Genomic DNA, 19,260 nt, shown 5'->3' with positions numbered 1-19,260 from the left:
AATTTCGAGCTGCAGCGATAAACGAATAGAATTCACAAATGAAACATCAAGGACGTGGCGTCATTCGCCTCAACGACAAAACCGATCACGGTGGCCAGGTCATCAGCGCATCCTCGGACACAACTGTGATGGGTGTGATCGCAGCACTTCAGTCTGACATGACACAGTGCCCAAAGTGTAAAGGTAACTTTGCAATCAAACCTGATGGAGCAGGTGCGCGACATGAAGGCAAGTCCTATGCCTATGACGGAGACGTGACCGAATGCGGCGCAAAATTGATAGCGTCATTGTGATTTGACCGCTGAGCAGATGTCCGTGCTTGCAACGTCTGCGGCTGTCGCCCAAGAGTATGGGCCGCACAGGCGGTATTCACATGAGTTCGCCGCCCGAGCTCGATAGGCGTCGAGCCTGGCCGATTAGAGGAATGTCCTCAATTATTCACGTTGTACAGCGCCTGCTGTCCAGCCGTAAGGTGCATGCCTCACTATGTGACGTACTTGTGACGTCCCTCCTGATAAGTTACCATCCCTCCCCTTTGGCTGACTGGTTATCGCATCTAACAAGCGTTGCAAGTCATTGATTAATAAAGGTTATCCGTGCCGACCCAGTGACTTTTAATCCGTTGGTCGCTGGTTCGAGCCCAGCACGGCCTACCAAGATTCAGCGAAAACGCCAGCTTTCACGAGCTTAGCGTTTTTGTTTTGCCTTTCAGAATATCCTGTTGTCCTTCAGCAACCAATCAGCATCCCCTGCTACTTATACTTGGTAACATCGCATCCGCCATTCGCCGGGAGTCATCATGCGTACCTTGTCGACCCTGCTTGCCGCCGCGTTTGCCGCCGCCTTCGTCCTGGGCAGCTTCGCGATCACCGCCGCGACGCCGCCCGTACGGCCGGACCGGCGCGGACGCTAGCCGGACGGCGGCCGAGCCGCTATAATGCGGCCTCTTCGGGTCGTTAGCTCAGTTGGTAGAGCAGCGGACTTTTAATCCGTTGGTCGCTGGTTCGAGCCCAGCACGGCCTACCACGAATACTCAGAAAGCCCACGGCCTGGTCCGTGGGCTTTTTGTTTTCCAGGGTTTTTCAGATCCACTCCATGCCCAGCGCATTGGCAACATGACATTGTTGCCATAACATAGATAGCCGCCGTCGCAGAGGGGGATTTCGTGCCAACGTCCATCGCATTCGACCGCGCGAGGCGCGCGCTGCCCCGGATTGCCTTCGTCGCCGCCCTCCACGCGCTGGTCCTGTTCGTTTTCGTGACCGCCGATCGCATCGTGCTTCCGCAGACGCCGTACACCGTCATGCTGCTGTCCAACGTCGCGCCGCAGGTCGTCGAGCCGCCTCCATCTCCCCCGCTGCCGCCGCGGCGCAAGAACAAGCCCCGGCCGCCGGCACGGGAAACCGCCGCGCCGCCGCCCCGCGACATCGAGGTCGTGCCGCGCACGGAAGTGGCGGCCACCATCGTCGCTATTCCCTTGCCGGTGGAACTGGCCGGCGGCAAGCCTGACGGCACGGGCACCGCCGGGGCGGGCGACCAGGGCGACGGAGCCGGCGGCGGCGGCGGCGGACACATTCCCGTCAAGGTGCGGGCCGTCGTGAATCCCGATAACTGCGAACGCCCGCGGCTGCCGCGGTTCGCCGAAGAGCGCCGGGTCGCCGGCGATGTCATCCTGGCGGTGCTGATCAACGTCGATGGCTGGGTGACGGATGCGCGCGTCGCCCGCTCGAGCGGCGAACCCATCCTCGACCGGACCGCGCTGGCCACTGCGCGCAAATGCCATTTCGTGGCGGCCACGATCGACAAGGTCCCGGTCCCGTCGTGGGAACCCTTCCGGTTTTCGTGGGTAAACCGGTGACGTCCTATCCCTTGCGTTGCGATAAAAAAATGTATACAGTGTATACATGACCACGAAAGAACGCATTCTCGCAATCGCCATCAGCGAACTCGAAGCAAAGGGACTGGACGGCCTGAGCCTGCGCGCCGTCGGCCAGAAAGCCGGCATCACGCCGATGGCCGTGTACCGCCACTTCGCGGACAAGGCCGCCCTGTTGCAGGCCGTGGGCGCCCATGCGCTCGAGATGTGGCAACGCCGTGTCCAGATGTTCGCCGGCCTGCCGCTGCTGGCCGGATTCGACGCCCTCGCGACGGCCTTCGTCGATTTCGCGCTGGACGAACCGGCGCTGTTCGACGCCGCCTTCGTGCTCAAGACACGCGCCGAACGCATCTACCCGGAAGACTTCGAAGCGGGGCGCTCTCCGGTCATCGGCGGCTTCGCGCAGCGCCTCGCGGAGGGCCAGGCGGCGGGACTCGTGCGTGCCGGGCCGCCGCTGGAACTGGCGATGGGCGTGTGGGGCGTGCTGCAGGGACTCGTGGACCTGCACCGCTCCGGACGGTTCAACCTGTCGCGGACCGAATTCACGGCGCTGTGCCTGCGCTCGGCGGCGCGCATCTACCTGAAGGGAGAACAGGAATGACACGATGGCACATCCTTACCGCGCTGCTGTGCGGCGCCGTGCTGGCAATCAGCCGCGACACGGGACAGTTCGGCTGGCTGGCGCTCGCGGCGTTCGTGCCGCTGCTGGTGATGGCCCTGCGCGCGCCGCGCCCACGGGACGTCGCCCTCCTGCTGTTCGTGCCGGCATGGATGGCCGAGGCGGGTCCCATGTGGTTCTATGGCCAGCTCCTGCCGATGGTGTATGGCCTCGCGGTCGCCCAGGCGCTCGTGTTCATGCTCGCGGCCCTGTTCATGCGCGCCCTGTATCGGCGCTTTCCGGCCGGCGTGGCCCCGCTCGGATTCGCCGCGATGCTCGCCGCCATCGATTACCTGCACAGCCTCGTGTCGCCGAACGGCAGCTTCTTCGCCCTCGGCTACACGCTGGTCGACGTCGTGCCGCTGCTGCAGACGGCATCGCTGGCCGGCGTGGCCGGCCTCTCCTTCCTTGCGGCCGTCATTCCCGCCGGGCTCGCCGTCCTGTACGTGAAGCCGCGCGACCTGTCCGGGACCCTCGCATGGTCGGTGCCCGCGCTTGCGGCGCTGGCCTACGGCGTGTGGCAGCTGGCGCAGCCGGCCGGGCCGGCCGTGCGCATCGCGCTGCTGAGCGACGACCGTTACGCCGGCCGCGTGTTGAATCGCCCCGAGGCCGCACCGGAAGTCGCGGCCGCGTTCGCGCGCCAGATCGCCGCGGCGGCCGCGCACGCGCCGGCGGCCATCGTCGTGCCGGAAAAAATCCTCGCGGCCGGCACGGTCCTCGCGCCGCCGGCGGGAAGCAGCGTCGTCGCCGGTCTCGACGGGCCCGCGCCGCAGGGCGGCCGGCTGAACATCGCCGCACTGTACCGGCCCGGCGCGCCCGTCGACACCTACCTGAAGAAGCGCATGGTGCCAGGCTACGAAGCGGACTACGTGCGGGGCACCGGCGAACTGGTGACGCGGCTCGGCGACGTGCATGCCGGCATCGCGATCTGCAAGGACATGGATTTCGCCCAGGACCTGCGCCTGTACGGCCGGCGCGACGTCGGCCTGATGCTGGTGCCCGCGTGGGACTTCGACCGCGACGCCTACCTGCACGGCCGCATGGCCGTCGTGCGCGGCGTCGAAAACGGATTCGCCGTCGCGCGCTCGGCCTCGCAAGGCCTGATGACGCTGAGCGATGCGCACGGCCGCATCGTCGCCGAACGCCGCACCGTGCACGCCCCGGGCATGCTCGTGGGCGACCTGCCGACGGGGCGCGGCGGCACGGTCTACAGCCGCATCGGCGACGTGTTCGCCCAGATCACCGTGGCGGCGTGGCTGGTGTTGCTGGCGCTGCTGGCCTGGCGCTGGCGGCGTGTTCAGGACAGGCCGGCACGCCGCATGTAGATATCGAGCGCGTCGACGTGGGCGGAGCCGGCGGTGGCGCCGACGTAGCCGTCCGGACGCACCAGCACGAGTTCGCCGGGCTGCAGTCCATAGGCCGCCTCGACCTGGTCATGCACGTCCACCACGTCGCCGCGCGCACCGAACAGGTGCACGCGCAGGCCCGCGCGCCGCAACGCCTCCGCCACGCCGGGCGGCACGTCCCGGCCGAGCATGGTCCAGTGCGGCCCCGCGAACAACGTGAAGAGCCGGGTGGATTGCCCGCCCGCACCCAGCACGACGGCGTCCGGCGCCCGCGCGCCGGCCCGCACACCGTGTGCACGGGCCGGCTGCGCGAACGCCAGGGGCGAATCGGGGTACGCCAGGTCGAGCTGCCGCGTTTCGCGCCCGCGGCGCATTTCTCCGCCGCGGCGCGCGGCGTCCAGCAGCGCCGTGGACAGCTGCAGCATCGCGGCGGCGACGGGGCGGCGCTCCGCCTCGTACGTATCCAGCAGATCGTCCGGCGCGCCTGCGAGCACGGCTGCCAGCTTCCAGCCGAGGTTGTGCGCATCCTGCACGCTGGTGTTCAATCCCTGCCCGCCCGTGGGCGGATGCGTGTGGGCGGCGTCGCCGGCAAGGAAGACGCGTCCCGCGCGATAGCGGTCGGCCAGGCGCGCGTTCATCGTGTACGTCGAGGCCCAGGACACGCTGCCCACGTGTACGTCGTCGCGGCCGGTCCGGTCCCTGACCAACGCATCGAGAGCCTGCGCCGACAGGTCGACGTCGCCCTCCGGCGGAACCGGCGCCTGGATCTGGAACAGGTCCGTTCCCGCGAGCGGACACACCTCGAGCCGGCGCGCCATGTCGTCCCCGTTGAAGCGATGCCAGGCGTCGCGCGCAAGTCCCGTCAAGGCGACGTCCGCCACCAGCGCCCGCACGCCCAGCGTCTTGCCGGGGAAGCCGATGCCGAGCAGATGGCGTACCGTGCTGCGCCCGCCGTCCGTGCCGACGACGTAGCGCGCGCGCAGGCGCGACTCGCCGCCGCGGCCCGCGAGCGTGACCGTGACGCCATCCGCGTCCTGCTCCAGGCCCGTGAGCGCAAGCCCACATTCGACCCGCCGCCCCAGCTCGAGCAGGCGTTCGCGCATCACCTGCTCGGTCAGGGATTGCGGCAGCATCAGCGGCGTGGCGTAGGGCTCCGCCGGCGTCGCCGCCTGCTCCGCGGCGATCGGGACATCGGCATGGCTGCCGTCCGCGGCGTGGATGCGCTGGGGCGGATACGGCCCACCCAGCGCCACCGCCCGGTCGACGATGCCGAGGTCCTCGAAGACTTCCAGCGTGCGCGGCTGGATGCCCTTGCCGCGCGAGCCGTGGAATGGCGTGTCCTGCCGCTCGACCAGCCGGAACGGGACGCTCCGCCGCGCCAGGTCAAGGGCCAGGGTCAGGCCGGCGGCACCCGCGCCGCAAATCAGTACATCGGTATCGAAGTCCATGTCGCTCTCCCAGTGTCTTATGTGTAAAATGCACATAACTGGAGAGGAGTATATGGCAACGAAAAATAATGTGCAAGATACACATATATCGGCGCGGCTGCGTGAATTGCACACGTCGCTGATCAGCATCGTCAGCGCGATGAACCGGCCGCAACGCGACGAGGAACTCATCCGCCAGGCCGGCGTCCGGCTGGACCGCGCACTGTTTCCGCTGCTGGTCGGGATCGAACGGCTGGGGCCGATCGGCGTCGTCGAGCTGGCCGAACGGTCGGGACGCGACTACACCACCGTCAGCCGCCAGGTGGCCAAGCTGGACAGCCTGGGCCTCGTGGAACGGCGCGCTTCCGACGCGGATGCGCGGGTCCGCCTGGCCTCGATCACCCCCAAGGGCAAGGCCATGACGGACGCGCTCGACGCCGCGCGCGACAAGATGGCCCGCGCCGTCTTCGCGTCGTGGGACCAGGAGGATTTCGACAACCTGGTGCGGCTGATGCGCAGGCTGGCCGATGCGATCGACCAGCCGCCGGCCCCGCCCGGCGACGCGGGCTGAGCGGCCGGCGCCTCAGCGCTGCGCCATCTTCGCCGTCACCACGATTATCTGCGCGAGGCGCGGATCGGTAACGTCGCTCGGCACATAGCTCATCATCATGTCTTCGCGGGTGTCGCCCTTGTTGAATTCCATGATCACGTTGCCGTCGCGCGAAACGAAGCGGTCGGGCGATTGCGCGATGAGGCGCATCGGACGCTGTTTGTCGATCTGGGCGACGATGCCGTCGCGCGCCGGCTTCACGTTCAGGCGCCAGCCGTTCGACAACGCGTACGCGCCGCTGACCTCCTCGACCTGGTAGTCCCAGATGCGGAATGCCGGGCGCGGCTGCGCGGTCACCTCGACGCGCGAGATCGGCGCGTCGTCATTGATCGGATAATTCCCCGACTGCGCGCCGGCACCGGGCGCGAACAACAGCAGGGATGCGGAAAGTGCCAAGGGAAGCGGACGCATGATGTCTCCTTCGGATCGTGATGGACAATGCCGCGGTACGGGTCTTTGCCGGCGGCGGCAATTCAGTCTAGGGCGCCGGTTGGCAGCCACAAGGGCGGCAAGGGCCGCATCACGAAACAGTCTGTATTTACGCTAAATCAGATCGACGAGAAATGACACGCGTGCGCCGACGACGGGCGGGATCCCGTATCGCTATGCGTGGCTGCGTGATCCGATATGCACGTCATGGCGACGTGCTGAATGACCCGTCAGCCGGATACGTCGCCGTCTACCACGACACGGTTGCGGCCACCACGCTTTGCCGCATACAAGGCCTTGTCCGCGGCCTCGATCAGTGCGGGAACCTCATGCAGGCGTTCACGGTCAAAGCTTGCGACACCGATGCTCAGCGTGACCATCGGCCAGTGGGCCGCGGGTGCGTGCGGCAGCGCCAGTCCGGCGACGTGTTCGCGAATCGCGTTGGCGTGCAGCCTGGCCTGCTCGAGCGACGTGTCCGGCAGGATCGCCGCGAATTCCTCGCCACCATAGCGTGCCGCCACGTCGGCCGGGCGCTTGAGTTTGGCAGCGAGGGCTTGGGCCACGGTGGACAGGCAGGCGTCGCCCTGCTGGTGGCCGAAATGGTCGTTGTAGGCCTTGAAGGAATCGATGTCGATCAGCAGCAGCGACAGCTCGCCCTTCACGCGTTGCGCGCGGCGCAGTTCGCGGTCCAGCGCAACGTCGAAGTAGCGGCGGTTGGCGATGCCGGTCAGGCCGTCGACGTACGATCGCGCGCGCAGCGATTCCGCGTGGTCGAGGAGACGCTTTTCGCGTTCCACGGCGCCGCTGACGTCGCGGATCTCGATCATGCAATAGCGCTGCTCGCCATCGCGGAACGGCGTCACCGTCACGGCCTGGTCGATGCGCGGGCCGTCGAAGCTGCCCGCCTCGCGCAGCGGGAATGGAGCCCGGCTTTCCGCCTGCGGGATGGTCGTGCTCGCGCCATCGGCCGAGGGTGCCAATGCGGCCAGCACGGCCGCTTCGACGCGCGAACCGCGCAGTTCGGGGAACACCTCGAACAGCGAGCGCTCGCGCACGCGCGCGGCGGCGCGGGCGGAACGCGGCACCATCCAACCGTTCCAGAGCACGATCTTGTGGTGGGCGTCCAGCACGATGATCCCGCTGTTGACGAGATTCAGGGCGCGCAGGGAAAGGTCGGTGGCGGTATCGGAGTCGGTCGGGATCACGGCACGCATTAATATCTGAAAATCAACTGATCATACCGGAAATCAATGCCTGTGCGGCATTTCGAGAGGCCGTCGCACGACCGATATTTGCCTGGCCACTTCAACAATTGTTGCCAATTTTCACGAAAGCACTTGGCCGTGTGCCGATGAGCCGCTATAATGCTGCCCGTCGGGTCGTTAGCTCAGTTGGTAGAGCAGCGGACTTTTAATCCGTTGGTCGCTGGTTCGAGCCCAGCACGGCCTACCACGAACACCAGAAAGCCCATGAACTTCGGTTCATGGGCTTTTTGCTTTTCCGCTTCTCTGTCAGATTCTTCCTATCCCTCCCCTCGGAATTAGTTGCACCGGCCAATTAATTGGTTCTAGTCAACAATTCGGTATTGCATGTCCTTACACTGGGCCGCTCGGGCGCTCTGCCAAGCATTCCCCCAAGGACCTGCCATGTTGCCGAACAAGGAAACGTCTCCGTCCCGTCATCTGTCGCGTGCGATCGGCCTCCTGGCGGCTGGCTTCCAGGCCGGCGCACTGGCGCAGCAAGGTCCCGATCTGAACGCCCTGCCCCTCGAACAATTGCTCAACCTCGAGGTCGTCACGGCGTCGAAGATTCCGCAGAAGATCAGCGAGGCACCGTCGTCCGTCACCGTGATCACGGCCGAGGACATCCGCCAGCGCGGCTACCGCACGCTCGCGGAGATCCTGCAGAGCGTGCCCGGCATGACGGTGTCCTACGACCGCAACTACAACTACGCGAACATCCGCGGCCTGGGCAATCCGGGCGACCTGAACACACGGCTGCTGGTCCTGATCGACGGCCGGCGCCTGAACGACGTCGTCTACGACCAGGGTGCCATCGGCACCGAGTTCCCGATCGACCTGGCCCTCATCGACCGCGTCGAATTCGTGCCGGGTCCCGGTTCCGCCATCTACGGCAGCAGCGCGTTCTTCGGCGTGGTGAACGTGCTCACGAAAAGCGGCGGGGCCCTCAAGGGGCAGACCGTCAGCGTGGGCCGGTTCACGGGCCGCGGCCGTGAAGTGCGCAACACGTACGGCGGCGGGACGCCGGGCGGCACCGAGCTGCTGCTGGGCGCGTCGGTGTACGACAGTCCGGGGCGCGACGTGTACTTTCCCGAATACGACGACGCGGCCAGCAACCACGGCGTCGCCACCGGGATCGACTACGACCGCTATCGCCGGCTGTTCGCGAAACTGAGCGCGGGCGGCGTCGTGGCCGAGGCCTATTTCGGCAGCCGCACAAAAGGCATTCCGACGGCGTCCTACGGCCAGCAGTTCAACGATCCGCGCAGCTGGTCGCTGGACGAATACGCGGGCGCCGCCCTGTCCTGGCACCGCGCCGTCTCGGAGACGCTCGACCTGTTCGCCGGCGTGAGCGTCGCCCGCTACCGCTACCAGACCCTCAACGTGACCGGGTCCGCAAGCGAGGGCCCGACGCCCGGCATCGATACGGCCGAGAGCCTCAGCAGCGGCGCGGAGGTGCGCGTGATCAGCAGCGCGCTACGCGGCCACAAGCTCATCGCCGGCGCGGAATACACGCGCGACAGCAAGCGGCAGATGGCGAACTACGACGTCGATCCGTACCAGCTCAATCTCGACGTCGCCCATCCCAAGCGGCAGACCGCGGTCTACCTGCAGGACGAGATGCGGCTCGGCGAGAAGCTCATCCTGAACACGGGCGTGCGCCACGACTACGATTCCGAAGGCGGCGCCACGACGAATCCGCGCGTGGCCCTGCTCTACAAGACGGCGAGCCAGGTCACGCTCAAGGCCTTGTACGGCACGGCCTTCCGCTCCGCCAACGCCTACGAGCGCTATTACACGTTCGACTTCCGGGCGAATCCGGCGCTGCGCTCGGAGCGCATCAAGACCTATGAACTGATCGCGGAATATTTTCCGACCGACCGCTTCCGCGCCACCGCCTCCGTCTTCCAGTACCGCATGCGCGACATGCTGGCGCTGGCCACCGATCCGGTCAACGGCATGCTGGTCTTTTCGAACATCGAGGCCGCCCGCGCCACGGGCGTCGAAGTGGAAGCGGAATGGCTGCGCGAGGACGGCAGCGCCCTCAAGGGCAGCGCGAACGTGCAGTCGGCGCGCAACGACGCCGGTGGCGCATGGCTGCCCAATTCGCCGCGCCGGCTGTTCAAGCTGAATGTCGCGCTGCCGCCGCTCGGCGACCACTTGCGCGCGCACGCCGAGTACCGCTACACGAGCCGGCGCCGCACGGTGCGCGGCGGCGAGGTGGGCGGCTTCGGCCTCGTCGACCTGAATCTCGTCGGCACCCTGGGCTCGCACGTGGAGCTGTCCGCGGGCGTGCTCAACGTCTTCGCCAAACGCCATGCCGATTCCGCCAGCGAGGAACACTACGACAACGGCACGCCGCCGCGCCACCTCGACGCGATCGGACAGGACGGGCGCACGCTGCGTTTCATGGCCACTGTCAGGTTCTGACGATGATGCGGCCCAGCCTCGCGCGCCTCCTGCTCCTGGCCTGCCTGCTGCTGCAGGCGGCCGCGCAGGCTCAAGCCCAACCCCAGGCGGCCGACGAATACGCGGCGAAGGCGGCGTTCATCTACAACATCGCGCAGTTCAGCACCCTGCCGAACATGAACGGCGTCGTGCGCCTGTGCGTGCTGGGGCGCGATCCGTTCGGCAGCGCGCTCGCCACGCTCGAAGGCAAGCCGCTCGGGAATGCGCGCCTGTCCATCGTGTATCCGCACTCGGGTCCGGAGGCGCTGATGCAATGCCACATCCTGTACATCAGCGCGTCGGAGTCCGACGACATGACGGCGCTCGCGGACAGCGCCCGCGCGGCCGGCGTGCTGACGATCGCCGATACGCGCGGCGCCGCGCGCAAGGGCGTGATGCTCGAACTGGTGCTGGACGACCGGCGCATCGCCTTCGAATTCAATGGCGCCGCGGCGCGCGGTGCCGGCGTCGTGCTCAGCTCCAAGGTGCTGCGGCTGGCGCGCGCCATTTATTAGACCCGGACGGCCCGCATGGAACAACTCATCGAATGGATCAACCGGCAGGCACTGAGCACCAAGCTCAAATGGACCTACCTCGTCACGAGCGGCGGCGTGATGCTGCTGTCGACGCTGTTCCTGATCGGCATCCAGCTGTACTTCTTCACGGCCGCGCTGGTGCGCCAGACGCAGTCGCAGGCGACGATGGTGGGCGAGAACCTGACGGCGGCCATGGCCTTCGCCGACGCCGAGGCGGCCGGCGACATCCTGTCCGCGCTGCGCGTCGCGCCGGACGTGCAATCGGCCGTCGCCTATGACGCGAAAGGCAAGGCGTTCGTCAACTTCGTGCGCGATCCGCAGTCGCCGCCCGCCGCGCACGACCCGCGTGCGCGCGAGACGGTGGTGGATGTCCGCGGCGTCAGCGTCACGCGCCGCATCCAGGTCGGCAGCCGCCTGCTGGGCACCGTGGTCGTGCGCAGCAGCGTGACGAGCGTGTACCGCCAGCTCGCGCTGTACCTCGCGCTGGCGCTGCCGATGACGCTGGCCCTGCTCAGCCTCTCGTACTATGCGCTGTCGCGCCTGCAGCGCTATTTCACGGCCCCGATCCGCGCGCTGTCGGCGGTGAGCGAGCAGATCTCGCGCCAGGGCGATTATTCGCTGCGCGCCGAGGTGTCGCAGGCGGCGGACATCGGCCTGCTGGCGCGCACGTTCAACGGCATGCTGGACCGCATCCAGAAGCGCGAACTGGAACTGGAAGCGGAGATCAACGAACGCAAGCGCATCGAGGTCAAGCTGGACCGGCTGGCGCACTACGATCCCGTCACGCAGCTCAACAACCGGCACTTCTTCAACGAGCGGCTGGAATCGGTCCTCGCGCGCGCCCGCAAGTTCGACGAGCGCACGATCCTGATGTTCATCGACCTGGACAACTTCAAGACCGTCAACGACACGCTCGGCCACGACATCGGCGACGAGCTGCTGCGCCTCGTGTCGCGCCGGCTGTCGGAGACGCTGCGCTTCGGCGACGTGCTGTCGCGCATCGGCGGCGACGAATTCGGCATCATCCTCGAGAACGTGAGCCAGGTCGGGGTCGCGTCGCTGATCGCGGAAAAATGCCTGCTCAAGCTGGCCGACCCGATCCACATCCACGGCCACGACATCCACATCGGCGCGTCCATCGGCATCAGCGTGTATCCGGACGACGCGACCGACATGCACGCGCTGCTGAAATACGCCGACACCGCGATGTACTACGCGAAGAACGGCGGCAAGAACGCGTGGCGCATGTTCACGCCCAGCATGCGCGACGATGCCCATAAACGCTTCAAGCTGGACAACAACCTGCGGCGCGCGCTGGAACGCGACGAGTTCGTGCTGCACTACCAGCCGCAGGTCGACCTCAAGACGGGCGACATCGTCGGCGTCGAAGCGCTGATCCGCTGGATCCATCCGCAACTGGGCATGGTCAGCCCCAACGACTTCATCCCCATCGCGGAGGACACGGGCCTCATCGTGCCGATCGGCGAATGGGTGCTGCGCGAAGCGTGCCGCGACCTGAAGCGGTGGCACGCGGAAGGCCATCCGCTGCGCGTGGCCGTCAACCTGTCGGGCCGCCAGCTCAAGGAAAACAACCTCGTCGCGGCCGTGCTGGCGACCCTGCGCGAAGCCGACGTCGATCCGTGCTGGCTCGAACTGGAACTGACGGAGAGCATGCTGATGGACGCCTCCACCGACATCGTCGACCGCCTGCACGCGCTGACGGACGCCGGCATCCAGCTCGCGATCGACGACTTCGGCACGGGCTATTCGTCGATGAGCTACCTGAAGACCTTCCCCGTGCGCGCGCTGAAGGTGGACCGCAGCTTCGTGCGCGGCCTGCCGCAGGATCCGGAAGACGCGGCCATCACGCGCGCCATCATCGCGATGGCCCGGAGTCTCAGGATGGAGATCGTGGCCGAAGGCATCGAGACGCAGGAACAGCACGATTTCCTGCGCGCGCACGGCTGCGACAAGTCGCAGGGCTACCTGTACGGCCGGCCGTGCGCCGCCGCGCAGATCGGGCAGATGCTCGCGCGCTCGGGCGCGGGCGCCTGCGCCGTCGACTGAGTCCCGCTCACCACTCGATGACGACGGACGTCATGGCCGGCAGCGCCAGCGGCGCGTGCAGGTCGACGGCGGCGCCGGTCAGCACGTTGCGGCCCTGGCGCGCATCCTTCACCATGCCGGCGAAGCGCGACAGGTCCAGCTGCGTGTCCTGCGGATTCTTGTTCAGCACGACCATCACCGTCTGCCTGCCGTCGTGGCGGAAGTAGACGTAGTGGCCATCGCCGGGGATGTAGTGCGTCAGCTTGCCGGTCTTGACGGCGGAACTGGTCTTGCGCCAGTTGAACAGCGTGCGCACGAGGTGCTGCATGCCGCGCTGGGCGTCCGTCAGGCCCGTGCCCGCGAACGCATCGACCTGGTCGCCCGCCCAGCCGCCCGGCATGTCCGCGCGCAGGACGCCGTCGGTGCGCTCCTTCGGCCCCTGGATCAGCATCTCGGTCCCATAAAACATCTGCGGAATGCCGCGCGTCGTCGCCATCAGGATCAGGTCCGTCTTCACGAGGTCGATATTGCCGTCCACCTGCGCCAGCACGCGCGGACGGTCGTGGTTATCCGGAAAGACCATCAGCTTCAGCGGGTCCGCATACAGGTAGTCGGCCGCGATGGTCTCGTAGATCCTGATGAGGCCCTGGCCGCTGTCTTCCGGCGCCGTCAGCGCTTTCGGGGCCGTGTCGACGAGCGGAAAGTCCATCACGGACGGCAGTTCGGAACGGAAGCCGTCGCGGTTGACGACGCCCTTCTGCCAGTACGCGACCATGTACGGGCGGTCGTCCATCTCCTCGCCGACGACGTTCAGGTGCGGGTATTCCGCGTGCACGGCGCGGTTCCAGTCGTTCAGGAAGGCCGGATCGGCATACGAATACGTGTCTTCGCGGATGCCGGACAGGTTCGCGTACTCGATCCACCACAGCGTGTTCTGGATCAGGTAGCGGGCCACCAGCTTGTTTTTCTGGTTCACGTCCGGCATCGACGTATCGAACCAGCCGTCGACGAAGCGCGCCTTCTCTTCCGGCGCCGCGTGGATGTCCTGCGCCACCGTGTGCTGGTTGTTGGTCTTGACGAACGTCCTGCCGTGGTTGATCCAGTCGGACGACGGCATGTCCCGCATCCACCAGTGGCCCGTGCCGATGTGGTTCACGACGATGTCCTGGATCACGCCGATGCCGCGCGCGTTGGCCGCGGCCACGTAGTTGCGGTAGTCCTCGTTGCTGCCGAAGCGCGGATCGATCTTGTAGTAATCGGTCAGCGCATAGCCGTGGTACGAATACGCCTGCTGGTTGTTTTCCAGCAGCGGCGTGGGCCAGACCATCGTGAATCCGAGCTTGCGGATGTAATCGAGCTGCGCCCGCATGCCCGCCAGGTCGCCGCCATGGCGCCCGTCCGGATTGCGCCGATCGCTCTTTTCGCGCATGCCCGCATCGTCGTTGGCCGGGTTCCCGTTCGCAAAGCGGTCGGGCACGATCAGGTAGACGGCGTCGCCGGAATCAAAGCCGCGCCGCTGCGCCGAATCCTTGCGGCGCGCTTCCAGGCGGTACGGCACGGTCGTCACCACGTCCTTGCCGCGCTTGAACTGCAGTTCCAGTTCGCCGGGCTTCGTCGTCGCCCCGATCTTCAGGTTCACGAACAGGAAGTTCGGATTGTCCGTGCGCTCGACGCCGGCGACGCGCACGCCGGGGTAAGCCAGCGCCGGCTCCAGCTCGGCGATTTTCTCGCCATGCACCATCACCTGCAAGTCCGACGACTTCATACCGACCCACCAGTTCATCGGTTCCACATGCTGGATGGCGTAGGGCGCGGCGCCGGCCCACAGGGCGGGCAACCAGGCCGAGATGGCAAGAACAAGCTTCTTCATGAGGTCTCCAAGTTGATTTGTAGTAAAGTAACATCACAAATCGGCGACTTCAAGGCACTCCCTATAGACAACATGTAGTTTTACTTCCACATGCGATCTGCGCGGAAATACAGTAAGCTGTTGGCCCCATGCCGCAGACCATCCTCACCCCCGTCCACCACGAACTGATCATCAAGAAAAGCCGCTTCATCGCCTGCGTCCAGCCGATGCCCGACCGGGCCGGGGCGCAGAAGATCGTCGCGGGGCTCAAGGCGGCGCATCCGGGCGCCGCGCACGTGTGCTGGGCGCTGCTGGCGGGCGGGCAATCGGCCGCCGTCGACGATGGGGAGCCCAGCGGCACGGCGGGCCGTCCCATGCTGGACGTGCTGCGCCACCAGGATCTGGAAGGCGTACTGGCGACCGTCGTGCGCTATTTCGGCGGCATCAAGCTGGGCGCGGGCGGCCTCGTGCGCGCCTACACGGACAGCGTCGCCCAGGCGCTGCTGGGTGCGCAGAAAATCGCCATCATCCGCCAGCGCCACCTGCGCTGCGACGCGCCCTACCCGCTCGAAGGTCTCATTCGCCGCGAACTGGACACCGCCGGCGCCACGCTGGACGCCGTCCAGCATGCGGATGTTGTCTCATTCGCCTTCCACCTGCCGGACGACAAGGCCGCCGCACTCATTGCCCGGTTGAGCGAGGCGGGCAATGGCCGCATTCATTGGCTCGCGGAAAACGACGACCCGCAAGCAGACTCGGCCTGATACCGCTATCATGTGAGGCTATACCGGACATCACGACTCGAAAGCGGACTCGCCTGAAGCGAGCCGCCATAATGTCCGGCTTCCTCCAGCAAAGACTACACACATGATCAAGAAAAGCCTGGCGCCCCTGGCCCTGGGCGGTTTCGGTATCGGCATGACGGAATTCGTCATGATGGGCATCCTGCCCGATATCGCGACCGGCCTGGACATTTCCATTCCCCAAGCGGGCTATCTGATTTCGGCGTATGCGGTCGGCGTGGTCGTCGGCGCGCCGACGCTCGTCAGCATGCTGTCGCACCGCCCGCCGCGCAGCGTGCTGATCTGGTTCATGCTGATGTTCACGGCATTCAACGCGCTCTCGGCCTTCGCGCCGAACTTCCACACGATGCTGCTGTTCCGCTTCCTGGCCGGCCTGCCCCACGGTGCCTTCTTCGGCGTGGGCGCCGTCGTCGCCACGCGTCTCGCGGACAAGGGCAAGGAAGCGGCCGCGCTCGCCAGCATGTTCTCCGGCCTGACCATCGCGAACGTGCTGGGCGTGCCCGCCGGCACCTGGCTCGGCCACAACATGAGCTGGCGCTTCGTGTTCCTGATCGTGGCCGTGATCGGCCTCGCGACGATGATCATGCTGCACAAGCTGATCCCGTATTTCGAGGCGACGCCGGGCGCAGGGCTGCGCCAGGACCTGAAGATCTTCCGCAAGCCGAACCTGTGGCTCGCGCTGGGCATCACGTCGATCGGCACGGGCGGCTTCTTCGCCTGGCTCAGCTACATCGCCCCGCTGCTGACGGACGTGACGCACTTCCACGCGAATACGATCCCGCTGATCATGACGGCGGTGGGCGTCGGCATGACGGTCGGCGTGAACGTGGGCGGCAAGCTGGCGGACCGCGTCCCGCCGCTGACCGCGATCATCATCCTCCTGATCACGATGGTTGCGCTGCTGTGCATGAACGCGCTGCTGGCGTCGTCGCAGCCGGCGATGATGGTGCTGGCGTTTGCCGTCGGCGCGAACGCGCTGGCACTGGGCCCGCCGATCCAGATGCTGCTGATCGAGCACTCGCGCGAAGCGGAGATGCTGGGCTCGTCGCTGGGCCAGTCCGGCTTCAATATCGGCAATGCGCTGGGCGCGTTCCTCGGCGGGATTCCGCTGACGCTGGGCTATTCGTATGCGTCTCCGCAATGGGTGGCGGCGAGCCTCGCGCTGTCCGGCGTCGTGCTGGCGCTCGCGATGCGCGCGCATGGCCGGCGGGGCGCGGTGGCGGTGCCGGCCTGACCGACGACATGAACACGTACCTGCAAAATAGGCACGTCATCCCCGCGCAGGCGGGGATCCAATTTTGCACGCATGTCGATACGCGTAAAACTTGGGTTCCCGCCTGCGCGGGAACGACGGATCAAACGATCTCAGTCCTGCCGGCGTTTCCTTCTCGTCGCGCCTGCAGCGAGTAATCCTGCCAGGACCAGCGCGATACTGCCCGGCTCCGGCACATGGGCCGACGCCGCATCGCCGCCCTGGTCGAACTTCAATCCGGCGATATCGACCGGATTGAAGTAATGATTCGAATTGACCTGCACGGTGGACGACCAGGTATCGACGATCACGTTCCCATTGATGACGCCCCAGTTCGCCGTCTGCGTCGCATACGGCGCCAGCACGCTGCCTATCACGCCGCGCACGTCGATCGTCTGCGCTTCGTAGAAGTTGAACAGCACGTTGTAGCCGGCGAGCGGCTCGAAGCTGATGCCGCCGTTGTTGAAGGTGCCCGCGCTGCCGCTCACGTTGAAGACGAGCGTCTCGCCGGGTACCAGCTTGTCGAGGGTCCAGCTGCTGGAATTCGCGAACAGGTCGGACGACACGTTGAAAATGTCGACGCCGCCCTTCCCGCTGCCCGTCACCTGCACGCCGCTCCATAGACGTGTCACCGCGCCCGTTGCGTCGAGGTCGGACAGCGCATCGGCCACGCCCGTGTAATAGCCGGCCGCCGCCTTGAAGTCGACCGGATTGCTCGTCGCCATCTGCGGCGTCGCGGCCCACGTCAGCGCACTCGTGCCGCCCACATACGCCTTGCCGTTCTCGATCGAACCACCCGTCAACGACAGGTTCCCGCCCGCGACCAGCGCATAGCCGTCCTTGCCGAATGCGTTCTTGCCGTTATGGTTGATCGAATAGCTGGACACCGTCACATTGCCCCCGGCCACGACCGCGCCTTCGACGTCGCTGGACGGCGCCGTGAAGTCGTGGATCGCATACAGGTTCGCGCCGCCGACCGGCGCCATCAAATTCAGCACGGTCGCGTGGGCGGAACCGGAACCGAGGACGGCGATGGCGAGGGCAAACGGGGCAATGCGCATGATATTTCTCAATAGAAATGTATGATTCTCTACAGTATCATCGTTTCCGGCAGTTTCGCTAGAATTTTTCCTCTTATTCCCGCAGCATGGCCGCCGTGCTCGTCACCGTGGCAAATTCGCCATGCAGGCTCGCCACCGCCGTCGCATGCATCTGCTCCGCGCTGAACCACGTGCCATCCGGCCCCGTGCGCTCGTGCGTCGCGCAGGCATCCTCGACGAGGAACGTTTGAAAACCGAGATTGCCGGCCATGCGCGCCGTCGTCGACACGCAGTGGTCCGTCGTCAGGCCGCACAGCACGACCGTCTCGATACCGCCCGCGCGCAACCGCGCTTCCAGGTCCGTGCCGATGAAGGCGCTGTTCACATCCTTCGGAATGACGATCTCGCCCGGCAGCGGCCGCGCTTCCGGCTTGAACGCGTGGCCCGGCGTGCCCGGATGGAACGCGCCCTGTTCGCTGCGCGAACCATGCTGGACGTGGAACAGCGGCCGTCCCCCTTTGCGCCACGCGGCCAGCAGCGCGGCGATGTTGCGCTCGGCCTCCCGGTTGTTGCGTTGACCCCAGCGCGGGTCGAGGAAGCCCTGCTGGACGTCGATGATGACCAGGGCGGCATTGGCGAAGGTGTGCATGGGTGTGTCCTTTCATGAAAAACCACATGGTCGCCGCCACGTCTCCATGACGCTACCGAAATGCCGGATAATTGCCGGTTCATCCATGACAGATTTCGATGGCCCATGAAGCTCAGCCAACTTCACATGCTCGTCGCGGTGGCGGACCACGGCAGCTTCAGCGCGGCTGCGGCGGAACTCGGGTGCACGCAGTCGCGCATCAGCCATGCGATCGCGGAGCTGGAACGCGAACTGGATACGCGCCTGCTGGCGCGTGCGCGTGACGGCTCGCTGCCCACCGAAGCCGGCCTGCGCGTGCTGGACAAGGCCCGGGCGATGCTGCGGCTCGAAGACGCCCTGCGCGCCAGCGTGCGTGACGACGGCGCCATCGAAGGCCGGGTGCGCATCGCGTGCTTCCGCAGCATCGGCACGCACCTGCTGCCATATGTCGCCGAAGCGCTGGCGGCCCGCCATCCGCGACTCGTGCTCGACATCGACGATTCTTGCAACGACCGCCTGGAAGTCGTCGCCGCGCTACGTGCGGGCCGCGCGGACGTCGGCATCGCCCAGCTGCCCGTGGAAGACGGCTTCGTCGTCCACCCGTACGTGGCCGACGACTACGTGCTCGTCGTCCCGGCCGCGCGCGCATTCACGCTGCCCGTGACGTGGGGCCAGCTGGACGGCCTGCCGTTCATCCGCCTCGGCTGCTCGGGCGCGGATGCGATCCTCGCGCGCTGCCGCGCGGCCGGCCTGGTCGCCACGGCCGAGCGCACGCTGGGCAACGACACGAGCATCGCGGCGATGGTGGCGCGCGGCATGGGCTGGTCGATCCTGCCGCGCCTCGCGACGTATCCCGAGCCGGACGAGGTGCGCGTGCTGCCGCTGCCGATCCCCGCACGCCGCCAGTTCGCCCTGGCGGGAGCGCGCGAGGCCATGCGCAACGCGCGTGTGAAAGCCGTGCTGGACGTGCTGCGCGACCGCCGGCTGCTGGCGGCCACGCGCGCGTACCAGGCGGGCATCCTGCATTGTCCATGACCTCGGAGGTCATGCCGGCATGACCTCGCACGTGAT

General features: G+C 66.5%; 17 protein-coding genes and 2 tRNA genes. 13 read left to right on the top strand and 6 right to left on the bottom strand.

Features of this window, described 5'->3' with window-relative positions; all coding sequences use genetic code 11:
• Window positions 1-38 precede the first annotated feature (38 nt).
• The 5 genes from ACEN98_RS07205 to ACEN98_RS07185 all read left to right on the top strand — a co-directional run bounded on the left by ACEN98_RS07205 (window position 39) and on the right by ACEN98_RS07185 (window position 3,859).
• Entirely contained in the window at window positions 39-293 is a 255-nt protein-coding gene (locus tag ACEN98_RS07205; protein ID WP_413383016.1) for a PAAR domain-containing protein, read from the top strand.
• 657 nt (window positions 294-950) lie between these two features.
• Window positions 951-1,026: transfer RNA gene (locus tag ACEN98_RS07200), tRNA-Lys, on the top strand.
• A 250-nt stretch (window positions 1,027-1,276) separates the two neighbouring features.
• Entirely contained in the window at window positions 1,277-1,858 is a 582-nt protein-coding gene (locus ACEN98_RS07195) for an energy transducer TonB (RefSeq protein ID WP_413383014.1), read from the top strand.
• A gap of 46 nt (window positions 1,859-1,904) precedes the next feature.
• On the top strand, window positions 1,905-2,477 hold the full coding sequence (locus ACEN98_RS07190) for a TetR/AcrR family transcriptional regulator (RefSeq protein ID WP_056130846.1): 573 nt from the start codon (window positions 1,905-1,907) through the stop codon (window positions 2,475-2,477).
• Window positions 2,474-3,859 carry a hypothetical protein gene (locus ACEN98_RS07185; RefSeq protein WP_413383012.1) on the top strand — a complete coding sequence of 462 codons (1,386 nt, stop codon included), beginning with the start codon at window positions 2,474-2,476 and terminating at the stop codon, window positions 3,857-3,859. The genes ACEN98_RS07190 and ACEN98_RS07185 overlap by 4 nt, the downstream gene beginning before the upstream one ends.
• Here ACEN98_RS07185 and ACEN98_RS07180 read toward each other — a convergent pair.
• On the bottom strand, window positions 3,832-5,328 hold the full coding sequence (locus tag ACEN98_RS07180; protein WP_413383010.1) for an FAD-dependent oxidoreductase: 1,497 nt from the start codon (window positions 5,326-5,328) through the stop codon (window positions 3,832-3,834). The genes ACEN98_RS07185 and ACEN98_RS07180 overlap by 28 nt on opposite strands.
• Before the next feature lie 70 nt (window positions 5,329-5,398).
• Here ACEN98_RS07180 and ACEN98_RS07175 point away from each other — a divergent pair, with 70 nt between their 5' ends.
• Window positions 5,399-5,878 (top strand): MarR family winged helix-turn-helix transcriptional regulator, encoded by a 480-nt coding sequence (locus ACEN98_RS07175; RefSeq protein ID WP_413383008.1) that lies wholly within the window; start codon window positions 5,399-5,401, stop codon window positions 5,876-5,878.
• A 12-nt stretch (window positions 5,879-5,890) separates the two neighbouring features.
• Here the strand turns inward: ACEN98_RS07175 and ACEN98_RS07170 are convergent, their stop codons facing one another.
• Window positions 5,891-6,328 (bottom strand): hypothetical protein, encoded by a 438-nt coding sequence (locus ACEN98_RS07170; RefSeq protein WP_413383006.1) that lies wholly within the window; start codon window positions 6,326-6,328, stop codon window positions 5,891-5,893.
• 248 nt (window positions 6,329-6,576) lie between these two features.
• Complete coding sequence (locus ACEN98_RS07165; protein WP_413383004.1) at window positions 6,577-7,560, bottom strand: diguanylate cyclase; 984 nt, start codon at window positions 7,558-7,560, stop codon at window positions 6,577-6,579.
• Between the two features lie 162 nt (window positions 7,561-7,722).
• Here ACEN98_RS07165 and ACEN98_RS07160 point away from each other — a divergent pair.
• From ACEN98_RS07160 to ACEN98_RS07145, 4 genes are all read left to right on the top strand, one after another.
• Window positions 7,723-7,798: transfer RNA gene (locus ACEN98_RS07160), tRNA-Lys, on the top strand.
• A 194-nt stretch (window positions 7,799-7,992) separates the two neighbouring features.
• The gene (locus tag ACEN98_RS07155) at window positions 7,993-10,017 is read left to right on the top strand and encodes a TonB-dependent receptor plug domain-containing protein (protein ID WP_413383002.1); all 2,025 of its coding nucleotides are present in this window, start codon (window positions 7,993-7,995) and stop codon (window positions 10,015-10,017) included.
• 2 nt (window positions 10,018-10,019) lie between these two features.
• Window positions 10,020-10,550, top strand: a complete 531-nt coding sequence (locus tag ACEN98_RS07150) for a YfiR family protein (RefSeq protein WP_413383000.1) — start codon at window positions 10,020-10,022, stop codon at window positions 10,548-10,550.
• A gap of 15 nt (window positions 10,551-10,565) precedes the next feature.
• Window positions 10,566-12,638, top strand: a complete 2,073-nt coding sequence (locus ACEN98_RS07145) for a putative bifunctional diguanylate cyclase/phosphodiesterase (protein WP_413382998.1) — start codon at window positions 10,566-10,568, stop codon at window positions 12,636-12,638.
• 7 nt (window positions 12,639-12,645) lie between these two features.
• On the opposite strand, the gene ACEN98_RS07140 is transcribed toward ACEN98_RS07145, so the two are convergent.
• On the bottom strand, window positions 12,646-14,487 hold the full coding sequence (locus ACEN98_RS07140; protein ID WP_413382996.1) for a glycoside hydrolase family 13 protein: 1,842 nt from the start codon (window positions 14,485-14,487) through the stop codon (window positions 12,646-12,648).
• 128 nt (window positions 14,488-14,615) lie between these two features.
• On the opposite strand from ACEN98_RS07140, the gene ACEN98_RS07135 reads away from it, so the two are divergent.
• Together ACEN98_RS07135 and ACEN98_RS07130 are read left to right on the top strand one after the other, a co-directional pair.
• Window positions 14,616-15,230 (top strand): IMPACT family protein, encoded by a 615-nt coding sequence (locus ACEN98_RS07135; protein WP_413382994.1) that lies wholly within the window; start codon window positions 14,616-14,618, stop codon window positions 15,228-15,230.
• Between the two features lie 103 nt (window positions 15,231-15,333).
• Entirely contained in the window at window positions 15,334-16,503 is a 1,170-nt protein-coding gene (locus ACEN98_RS07130; RefSeq protein WP_413339646.1) for an MFS transporter, read from the top strand.
• Between the two features lie 131 nt (window positions 16,504-16,634).
• Here the strand turns inward: ACEN98_RS07130 and ACEN98_RS07125 are convergent, their stop codons facing one another.
• Complete coding sequence (locus ACEN98_RS07125) at window positions 16,635-17,582, bottom strand: choice-of-anchor A family protein (RefSeq protein ID WP_413382992.1); 948 nt, start codon at window positions 17,580-17,582, stop codon at window positions 16,635-16,637.
• Between the two features lie 73 nt (window positions 17,583-17,655).
• Window positions 17,656-18,210, bottom strand: coding sequence for a cysteine hydrolase family protein (locus ACEN98_RS07120; protein ID WP_413382990.1), 555 nt, complete (start codon window positions 18,208-18,210; stop codon window positions 17,656-17,658).
• Between the two features lie 105 nt (window positions 18,211-18,315).
• Between ACEN98_RS07120 and ACEN98_RS07115 the strand changes: the two genes are divergently transcribed.
• Window positions 18,316-19,224 (top strand): LysR family transcriptional regulator, encoded by a 909-nt coding sequence (locus ACEN98_RS07115; RefSeq protein ID WP_413382988.1) that lies wholly within the window; start codon window positions 18,316-18,318, stop codon window positions 19,222-19,224.
• Window positions 19,225-19,260 lie beyond the last annotated feature (36 nt).

This window comes from Massilia sp. CT11-137 (assembly GCF_047302885.1).
Taxonomy (GTDB): domain Bacteria; phylum Pseudomonadota; class Gammaproteobacteria; order Burkholderiales; family Burkholderiaceae_D; genus Telluria; species Telluria orientalis.
Note: the sequence above shows the minus strand (reverse complement) of the source record. Positions and strands in the feature narration are given on the sequence as shown.

What these genes read in the sequence shown, in the direction of transcription:
- ACEN98_RS07205 (WP_413383016.1), top strand. Translation starts at nt 39, where the DNA reads ATGAAACATCAAGGACGTGGCGTCATTCGCCTCAACGACAAAACCGAT.
- ACEN98_RS07190 (WP_056130846.1), top strand. Translation starts at nt 1,905, where the DNA reads ATGACCACGAAAGAACGCATTCTCGCAATCGCCATCAGCGAACTCGAA.
- ACEN98_RS07185 (WP_413383012.1), top strand. Translation starts at nt 2,474, where the DNA reads ATGACACGATGGCACATCCTTACCGCGCTGCTGTGCGGCGCCGTGCTG.
- ACEN98_RS07180 (WP_413383010.1), bottom strand. Translation starts at nt 5,328, where the DNA reads ATGGACTTCGATACCGATGTACTGATTTGCGGCGCGGGTGCCGCCGGC.
- ACEN98_RS07170 (WP_413383006.1), bottom strand. Translation starts at nt 6,328, where the DNA reads ATGCGTCCGCTTCCCTTGGCACTTTCCGCATCCCTGCTGTTGTTCGCG.
- ACEN98_RS07165 (WP_413383004.1), bottom strand. Translation starts at nt 7,560, where the DNA reads ATGCGTGCCGTGATCCCGACCGACTCCGATACCGCCACCGACCTTTCC.
- ACEN98_RS07155 (WP_413383002.1), top strand. Translation starts at nt 7,993, where the DNA reads ATGTTGCCGAACAAGGAAACGTCTCCGTCCCGTCATCTGTCGCGTGCG.
- ACEN98_RS07150 (WP_413383000.1), top strand. Translation starts at nt 10,020, where the DNA reads ATGATGCGGCCCAGCCTCGCGCGCCTCCTGCTCCTGGCCTGCCTGCTG.
- ACEN98_RS07145 (WP_413382998.1), top strand. Translation starts at nt 10,566, where the DNA reads ATGGAACAACTCATCGAATGGATCAACCGGCAGGCACTGAGCACCAAG.
- ACEN98_RS07140 (WP_413382996.1), bottom strand. Translation starts at nt 14,487, where the DNA reads ATGAAGAAGCTTGTTCTTGCCATCTCGGCCTGGTTGCCCGCCCTGTGG.
- ACEN98_RS07135 (WP_413382994.1), top strand. Translation starts at nt 14,616, where the DNA reads ATGCCGCAGACCATCCTCACCCCCGTCCACCACGAACTGATCATCAAG.
- ACEN98_RS07130 (WP_413339646.1), top strand. Translation starts at nt 15,334, where the DNA reads ATGATCAAGAAAAGCCTGGCGCCCCTGGCCCTGGGCGGTTTCGGTATC.
- ACEN98_RS07125 (WP_413382992.1), bottom strand. Translation starts at nt 17,582, where the DNA reads ATGCGCATTGCCCCGTTTGCCCTCGCCATCGCCGTCCTCGGTTCCGGT.
- ACEN98_RS07120 (WP_413382990.1), bottom strand. Translation starts at nt 18,210, where the DNA reads ATGCACACCTTCGCCAATGCCGCCCTGGTCATCATCGACGTCCAGCAG.
- ACEN98_RS07115 (WP_413382988.1), top strand. Translation starts at nt 18,316, where the DNA reads ATGAAGCTCAGCCAACTTCACATGCTCGTCGCGGTGGCGGACCACGGC.